This window comes from Sporosarcina obsidiansis (genome assembly GCF_009651005.1).
GTDB classification, from domain to species: Bacteria; Bacillota; Bacilli; order Bacillales_A; family Planococcaceae; genus Sporosarcina; species Sporosarcina obsidiansis.
Map to the genome: position 1 here is coordinate 66,161 of NZ_WHVW01000017.1, position 8,074 is coordinate 74,234.

Annotated in this window: 11 protein-coding genes and 1 riboswitch; of the genes, 10 read left to right on the forward strand and 1 reads right to left on the reverse strand. The window is 41.3% G+C overall.

The window, feature by feature from the left end; translation table 11 throughout:
- The first annotated feature begins 1 nt into the window (after position 1).
- Entirely contained in the window at positions 2–880 is an 879-nt protein-coding gene (locus tag GD002_RS13425) for a DMT family transporter (protein ID WP_153732869.1), read from the forward strand.
- Between the two features lie 63 nt (positions 881–943).
- Here GD002_RS13425 and GD002_RS13430 read toward each other — a convergent pair whose 3' ends face one another.
- Positions 944–1,165, reverse strand: coding sequence for a DUF2187 family protein (locus tag GD002_RS13430; protein ID WP_153732870.1), 222 nt, complete (start codon positions 1,163–1,165; stop codon positions 944–946).
- A gap of 209 nt (positions 1,166–1,374) precedes the next feature.
- On the opposite strand from GD002_RS13430, the gene GD002_RS13435 reads away from it, so the two are divergent.
- The 9 genes from GD002_RS13435 to GD002_RS13475 all read left to right on the forward strand — a co-directional run bounded on the left by GD002_RS13435 (position 1,375) and on the right by GD002_RS13475 (position 7,970).
- A complete protein-coding gene (locus tag GD002_RS13435) occupies positions 1,375–1,638 on the forward strand; it encodes a metal-sensitive transcriptional regulator (protein ID WP_153732871.1) in 264 nt (87 codons plus the stop codon).
- Between the two features lie 435 nt (positions 1,639–2,073).
- On the forward strand, positions 2,074–2,550 hold the full coding sequence (locus tag GD002_RS13440; protein WP_153732872.1) for a DsrE/DsrF/DrsH-like family protein: 477 nt from the start codon (positions 2,074–2,076) through the stop codon (positions 2,548–2,550).
- 11 nt (positions 2,551–2,561) lie between these two features.
- Positions 2,562–2,858 (forward strand): rhodanese-like domain-containing protein, encoded by a 297-nt coding sequence (locus GD002_RS13445; protein WP_153732873.1) that lies wholly within the window; start codon positions 2,562–2,564, stop codon positions 2,856–2,858.
- Positions 2,859–2,906: 48 nt separating this feature from the next.
- A complete protein-coding gene (locus GD002_RS13450; protein WP_153732874.1) occupies positions 2,907–3,467 on the forward strand; it encodes a sulfurtransferase TusA family protein in 561 nt (186 codons plus the stop codon).
- 13 nt (positions 3,468–3,480) lie between these two features.
- Positions 3,481–3,876: a DsrE/DsrF/DrsH-like family protein gene (locus tag GD002_RS13455; protein WP_153732875.1), complete on the forward strand. Its 396-nt coding sequence runs from the start codon at positions 3,481–3,483 to the stop codon at positions 3,874–3,876.
- A 65-nt stretch (positions 3,877–3,941) separates the two neighbouring features.
- Positions 3,942–5,069 (forward strand): MBL fold metallo-hydrolase, encoded by a 1,128-nt coding sequence (locus tag GD002_RS13460; protein ID WP_153732876.1) that lies wholly within the window; start codon positions 3,942–3,944, stop codon positions 5,067–5,069.
- 157 nt (positions 5,070–5,226) lie between these two features.
- Entirely contained in the window at positions 5,227–5,454 is a 228-nt protein-coding gene (locus tag GD002_RS13465; protein WP_153732877.1) for a sulfurtransferase TusA family protein, read from the forward strand.
- A 65-nt stretch (positions 5,455–5,519) separates the two neighbouring features.
- Complete coding sequence (locus GD002_RS13470) at positions 5,520–6,299, forward strand: sulfite exporter TauE/SafE family protein (RefSeq protein WP_153732878.1); 780 nt, start codon at positions 5,520–5,522, stop codon at positions 6,297–6,299.
- Between the two features lie 144 nt (positions 6,300–6,443).
- Positions 6,444–6,551: riboswitch (SAM riboswitch) on the forward strand.
- 123 nt (positions 6,552–6,674) lie between these two features.
- The gene (locus GD002_RS13475) at positions 6,675–7,970 is read left to right on the forward strand and encodes an O-acetylhomoserine aminocarboxypropyltransferase/cysteine synthase family protein (RefSeq protein ID WP_153732879.1); all 1,296 of its coding nucleotides are present in this window, start codon (positions 6,675–6,677) and stop codon (positions 7,968–7,970) included.
- Positions 7,971–8,074 lie beyond the last annotated feature (104 nt).

Below are 8,074 nucleotides of genomic sequence, written 5' to 3' on the forward strand. Positions count from 1 at the left end.
TATGAATAAATTTCTGTTTGGCTTTTTGGTAGTCGTCACGACTGCGTTAATGGGTTCTTCTTTTACGATCGGCAAAATTGGTCTAGACTATTCCTCCCCGTTGTTATTGGTAGCGCTGCGATTTACCATTGCAGGAGTTATTATGGCGATTGTTGTCAAAATACTTAAAAAACCACATCCGAAAACGTTTGGAGAATGGAAATGGCTGGTGCTAATCGGATCTTTGCAGACAGCGGCGGTGATGGGCTGTATTTTTATTGCACTACGGACGATTACTTCAGGCGAAACGTCCATTCTAACCTTCACCAATCCGCTGCTTGTTGTGGTGATCGGAACCTTAGTTTTGCAAATTCGTTACCGTGTACAGCAATGGATTGGGGTCTTATGCGGTTTGTTTGGTGTGTTCATTACGATGGGTGGTCATTTAGATTTGAAGATCGGTACCGTTCTAGGCTTCCTGTCGGCAGTAGCATGGGCTTGTTCGACACTGATCGTAAAAGTACATGGTTATCGGTTTGATACGTGGGTCATGACAGCATATCAGATGCTTTTCGGCGGATTAATTTTATTGGTTGCGAGTTTTTTATTAGAAGAGCCATTTTTTGAAGTGAATGCATTATCACTAGTTATTTTAGGTTGGTTGGCGATCGCTGCGTCTATTGTTCAGTTCTCTATCTGGTTTTATTTATTGCAGACTGGCAACCCGGAGCGGACAAGTGCGTTTCTATTCCTGGCACCGTTTTTTGGTACGTTGACTGGCTGGTTATTGCTTGATGAACCTCTATCGTTTGCGCTGATCTTCGGCGGCTTGCTCATTTGCCTAGGGATTTTCCTTGTAAACTGGCGCAGTAAACGAGAGTTGAGTAGGTTGCCTGGCTGATGAATATAGGCCCACCGTAAGCAAAAAAATAGCCTTGCATAGAGCTGCAAGGCATTAAAAAAATTAAATAACTGTATAGTTTTTGTGCGCGACGACAGTCAAGTTGGAAGCTGCACCAATTTGTTCTGCATCGTACTGTGAAATTTTGACGATGACGGAGTTTTCGAGAATCTTGTGTATCGTTCCGGAAACTTCATGCTGATTGCGGTTAAAAGATATGACTTCGTCTACATATCGTGAGGCCACAAAGTCAGAAATCGGACGATCTTTACGCGGGAATGCCAATCGAATCAACTCCTTCAGTAGTTAGAATCTCATCTGTTTTGACATCACGTCTTCAACAGACGGAAAAACGTACAATAGCCTACTAGAAATAGTATAACATATTCCGTAAAAAATTTCAGAATAATAGAAACGTGTCGAACAATGTTGTTCAGTTGACAGTATACCTGTCTGGGTATATCCTGTAGATAACGAAAGGGTAGGTGATTGACATGGAATACGATGATAAAGTGAAAAATCGACTAAAACGTATTGAGGGTCAAATTAAAGGCGTCCTGCGTATGATGGAAGAGGGCAAGGACTGTAAAGAAGTCATTACTCAACTATCTGCCAGTCGTTCTGCTATCGACCGTACGATGGGCGTTATCGTAAGCTCCAACTTAATTGCCTGTATGCAAAATTTAGAGGAGACCGATGACAGGACACACGAATCGATTATTAATGAAGCGGTGGAATTACTTGTAAAGAGTCGCTGAGGAAATTAGCTTGACTCTTTTTTTATAATGTGTTAAATACCCATACAGGTATATTTAGAACGAATTATTAATAAAGAATAGGTAGTATATTGCCTTGAGCGTCAGTCGTTGCGAAGTGAGCTTTTGCTAGTAAAGCTCAACAAGGTCTTAATTCCTGAACATGTACTAAACTGACTGTCAGGCACTAATTTTTAAAATCTAATTTTGTAGTTACTCTGTTTCTATAGATGGCGTCTTAAACTTGTAGTGTAATTTTAAAAATTATCTTTCTAGTTGACTGAATACCTATTGGGGTATATAGTGTGAGTAGAAACAATAACGAAGGATAGGTAAGAAGCATAAGCTTAGTAGTGAAAAGTCGCTAAAAGAAGTGGCTTTATATTTTTCAAAAATAAAATACCTATGCGGGTATTGGTATGTTAGAAGGAGACGAATATGGAAAAGAAAAGAACGACGATTGTTTTATTTAGCGGGGATTATGACAAGGCAATGGCAGCGTATATTATTGCCAATGGAGCAGCGGCTTATGATCATGAAGTAACCATCTTTCATACCTTCTGGGGTATCAATGCCCTGAGAAAGCAAGAGCCGGTAGTAGTGAAGAAAGGCTTCCTTGAAAAAATGTTTGCCAAAATGATGCCGCGCGGGGCTGAACAGCTAGGTTTATCGAAAATGCAAATGGCTGGTATGGGACCCAAAATGATTAAACATGTAATGGCGAAGCACAATGCCCTCACGTTAACGCAATTAATTGAGATGGCGCAGGAGCAAGAGGTGAAAATTGTGACATGTACAATGACAATGGATTTATTAGGCCTACAACAAGAAGAATTATTAGATGGAATTGAATACGCTGGTGTGGCTGCTTATCTAGCCGATGCAGAGGATGGCAACGTGAATTTATTTATCTAGGAGGAGTAACGATGAAAGAAATTACAACAAAAGCACTTCAAGAAAAACTAGAATCCGGCGAGCAAGTAAATTTAATCGATGTTCGTGAGGTAGAAGAAGTTCAAGACGGTCATATTCCTGGTATCGTAAACATTCCACTTGGTTTACTCGAATTCCGTATGCATGAATTAGATAAAAATAAGCCGTACATTATGATTTGTCGTTCTGGTGGCCGTAGTGGTCAAGCTACAGCTTTTTTAACATCACGTGGCTATGACGTAACCAACATGGTTGGCGGTATGCTGGATTGGGCTGGCGATGTACAATAATTTTATTTAAATAAAAATATACCCCGTATGGTATAAGGAGGAAAAACAGTGGTAGTAAAAGCAGATGTACAACTAGATGCAAAGGGCTTAGCTTGCCCAATGCCGATTGTTAAAACGAAAAAAGCAATGAATGAGCTAGTAGAAGGTCAAGTATTAGAGGTGCAAGCTACAGATAAAGGGTCGAAAGCGGATTTAGCGGCTTGGGCAAATACAGTAGGCCACCAATATATTGGTACGTCAGAAGTGGGTGACATCTTATTTCACTACATTCGTAAATGCAATCTTGAAACGTCTGAGCAAGCCGAACAAACATTTGAAGCAACGATTTCCAATGAAGAAATCTTACATCGTGCGGGACTTATTTTAGACGTACGTGAAGAAGCAGAGTACGCGTTTGGTCATGTGCCAGGTGCAAAATCCATACCAATGGGTGATTTAGAAGCGCGCATGAAGGAACTGGATATGAATCAAGAGATTTATGTCATTTGTCGTACAGGAACACGTTCAGACATGGCGGCTACTATGCTTGCAAAAGCGGGCTTCAAAAACGTATACAATGTTCTGCCTGGTATGTTGGGGTGGACAGGTGAATTAACAAAAGAACTGTAATGGAGGAATTAATATGTCAAACAAAGTAGCAATTATCGCATCAAACGGTGGTCTATTCGACGCTTATAAAGTATTCAATATCGCAACGGCAGCCGCCGCATCAGAAAAAGAAGTAGCAATCTTCTTCACATTTGAAGGCTTGAATTTAATTCACAAACAGGGCATGCAAGCATTAGAAATGCCAGTAGGTAAAGAGCATTTTGCAGAAGGCTTTGCAAAAGCGCAAGTACCTCCAATTCCACAATTAGTGGAAATGGCACAGGAGCTTGGTGTGAAATTTATCGCTTGTCAAATGACGATGGATGTGATGGGCTTAACGACAGCTGATTTTGTAGAAGGTATTGAAGTGGGTGGTGCTGTCACGTTTTTAGAATACGCAAAAGACGCATCACCAACATTAACATTCTAATTTTCTTGTATAGAGAAAGTTCGTATGCTCTCAAGCCCAAAATATATTTGTGGAGGTAATTAAAGATGGTAGTAAACATTTGGACAGCGGCAGATGTAGCCCGCAAAGTAATCGACAATAAAGAATTATTCATTTTAGACGTACGTAACACAGATGCGTTTGAAGATTGGAAGATCGATGGGCACAAATTTGACTACTTAAATATTCCGTATTTCGAGCTTTTAGACGGTGTAGAAGAAATTTTACCGCAAATCCCAACGGACAGAGACGTGTTAGTGGTTTGTGCGAAAGAAGGTTCATCCATCATGATAGCAGAAATGTTGTCAGATGCGGGTCTAACGGTTGGGTACCTAGCAGGCGGTATGAAATCTTGGTCGATGTACTTAGAGCCAATCAAAGTAGGCGATTTATCAGGTGGCGGTGAGTTATACCAATTCGTTCGCTTAGGCAAAGGGTGTCTGTCTTATATGGTGGTTTCTGAAGGCGAAGCAGCCATCATTGATGCGGTTCGCTTTACAGACGTATTCACGAAGTTTGCGAAAGAAAAAAATATCACAATCAAGCATGTATTCGATACGCATTTACACGCGGATCACATTTCAGGTGGTCGTGCCATCGCTGCAGCAACGGGTGCAACGTATTACTTACCACCAAAAGATGCAGAAGAAGTGGTATTCGATTATGCACCGCTTGAAGATGGTTTAACAGTAAAAGTTGGTGCGTCACAAATTGATGTAGGCGCTCTGTATTCACCAGGTCACACCATCGGTTCCACTTCATTCATAGTAGACGGCAAATATCTATTAACAGGCGATATCCTATTCATCGATTCCATCGGTCGTCCAGACTTAGCGGGCTTAGCAGAGGACTGGGTAGCAGATTTACGTGAATCATTATACGTGCGTTACCGTGCATTAGCGGAAGACTTAATTGTTTGTCCAGCACACTTTATGATCATTGATGAATTAAATGAAAATGGTACCGTGTCCAAACGTTTAGGCGACTTATTCGCTGAAAACCACGGATTAAACGTGGAAGATGAAGAAATATTCCGTTCAATGGTAACAGATAATTTACCACCACAACCAAATGCTTACCAAGAAATCCGCCATGTCAACATGGGTAAAATCACGCCTACGGACGAGGAACAAACGGAAATGGAAATTGGACCTAACCGTTGTGCGGTGCGTTAATCTAGCCGGTATTTTATGATGCATATTCAATAAAAGAATTGTAATCCATTGAAATGTTGTACCTTGGCATGCCTAGCGCTCAAGAAGCATGCAAGAGTTTTAACTGGACGAATCGTTTGCTTACAAAATAAAAAACACAACGAAAAGGGGAAATAACATGAATATTACTAAAACATTAGACGCAAAAGGCTTTGCGTGCCCAATGCCAATCGTACGTACAAAAAAAGCTATGGATTCAATCGAATCGGGCGAAGTATTAGAAGTACTAGTTACAGATAAAGGTGCATTAAATGATTTTACAGCTTGGTCAGCAGCAAGTGGACACACGATTTTAGAACAAAAAGAAGAAGTGGGCGTTCTATACTTCTACATTCAAAAAGCATAAGACAATCAAATAGCGAGTAGCGCCATTCTACTCGCTTTTCTCTATTCAGAAAGAAGGAACATAACATGGATGTAACATTTATACTTGTGATCTTTGCACTTGGATTTATTGGGTCATTTGTTTCCGGGATGTTAGGTGTAGGTGGCTCTATTATTAAATATCCTATGCTGTTATACATTCCTCCACTATTCGGCTTAGCCGCATTTACAGCGCATGAGGTTTCAGGAATTAGTGCTATACAGGTATTCTTTGCTTCGATTGCAGGGGTTTGGGCCTACCGTAAAGGTGGCTATCTAAATAAATCGCTCATAATCTATATGGGTGGTTCGATTTTAATCGGTAGCTTCATTGGTAGTTATGGATCCGGCTTTTTATCAGAAGAAGGAGTCAACATTGTTTACGGGGTTCTCGCATTAATTGCAGCGGTGATGATGTTTATTCCGAAAAAGCAAGTCGATGATCAACCATTACATGAAGTGACGTTTAATAAAGGGTTGGCAGTTGTACTAGCACTGATTGTTGGGGTTGGCTCAGGTATCGTTGGGGCAGCAGGTGGCTTTTTACTAGTGCCTATCATGCTTGTCGTCTTAAAAATTCCAACGCGCATGACGATTGCAACAAGTTTAGCCATTACTTTTATTTCATCAATTGGTGGTAGTATCGGTAAACTGATGACGGGACAGGTGGATTACTGGCCAGCGCTAATCATGGTTGTCGCAAGCATCATTGCAGCGCCACTAGGAGCAAAAATGGGTAAAAAGATGAATACGAAAGTACTCCAAATCATATTAGCTGTGATGATTGGGGCCACAGCGATTAAAATATGGATGGATATTTTACTGTAGTTTTTACAATCAGACTCTACCATTAAGATTTGGTAAGGAAATTTTAGAAGTGCAAGTTATTTCGAAAGATTCTATAAATAAATCCTTGCAATAGGTTGGATTTAGTTTTATACTAACTTTCAAGATGGAAACTGAATAGACAAACTCTTATCAAGAGCGGCGGAGGGAATAGGCCCTGTGATGCCCGGCAACCGGCTAGTTATGCAAAGGTGCTACTTCCTACAAACTCGTAAACAGTTTGGAAGATAAGGGAGGAATAAGCGAAAGCAAAGCCCTCTTCTTATTTTAGGAAGAGGGTTTCTTTGTATATCCAAACGTGCTTCTTTCCATCAATAAATTTAGAATACGAAATACATTTTGAAAGGGGAAATAGTGATGACGAATTTTCAGCCAGAAACAGTTTTATTGCACGGAGGACAGCAGCCCGATCCTGTAACCGGTTCACGAGCTGTACCGATTCATCGTACGACTTCATATGTATTCAGAGATACAGAGCACGCACAGAATTTATTTGCTTTGCAAGAAGCGGGCAATATTTATACTAGAATCACAAACCCGACTGTAGCCGTTTTTGAAGAGCGTGTAGCGGAATTAGAAGGGGGGACTGCGGCAGTCGCATTGTCTTCTGGAATGGCAGCTATCGCATTTTCCATTATGAATATAGCAGGCGCGGGCGATGAAATCGTGGCGGCCAGTAACCTCTACGGTGGTACGTACAATTTATTCGTCGTGACGTTACCGCGTTATGGTATTACGGTGAAGTTTGTAGACGCTTCTGATCCGAAGAATTTCGAAGCTGCGATTACAGATAAAACGAAAGCATTGTTTGCAGAGACAATTGGTAATCCAAGCTTACAAGTTCTAGATGTGGAAGCAGTTGCGAAAGTCGCACATGACCACGGCATTCCACTTTTAGTCGATAACACATTCCCGTCTCCATACGGTTCTAATCCAATTGAATTCGGGGCGGACGTGGTCATTCATTCCGCAACGAAGTGGATTGGTGGACATGGAACGACGATTGGTGGGATTGCGGTCGATGCAGGAAAATTTGATTGGACACAAGGAAGATTCCCAGGATTTACAGAACCAGATGAATCGTATCACGGTTTGCGATATGGTATTGATACAGCAGGGGCAGCATTCGCAACGAAACTCCGTGTTCAATTGCTTCGTGATTTCGGTCCTTGCCTAGCACCGGACAGCGCATTTAATCTTTTGCAAGGGCTAGAGACGCTTCATTTGCGTGTACCTCGTCACAATGAAAATGCGCAGAAAGTGGCTGCTTTCTTACAGGAACATCCGGCAGTTGAATGGGTGACGTACACAGGTCTTGAAGATCATCCGACACATGCGTTGGCGCAAAAACATCTGAAGCATGGCTATGGCTCCATTATTGTTTTCGGCATCAAAGGTGGTCGTGATGCAGGTCGACAAGTGATTGACAATGTAAACATCTGGTCTCATGTAGCGAATGTTGGCGATGCGAAATCGCTGATCATTCATCCAGCATCGACTACCCATCAGCAATTGTCTGCAGAGGATTTGAAGAATTCAGGTGTAAGTGAAGAGTTAATTCGTCTATCTGTAGGGCTAGAGTCTGCAGATGATATAATTGCAGATTTAAAGCAAGCTATAGAAAAAGCAGTCGAAAAGGCTGTTCATAATTAATAAAAAAAGCCACCGTTGATCGGTGGCTTCAGACTGTAGACAAAAGGGTTGGAAATCGTAACGATTTCCAACCCTTTTGTCATTTCGGTACTAAAATCAGAGAA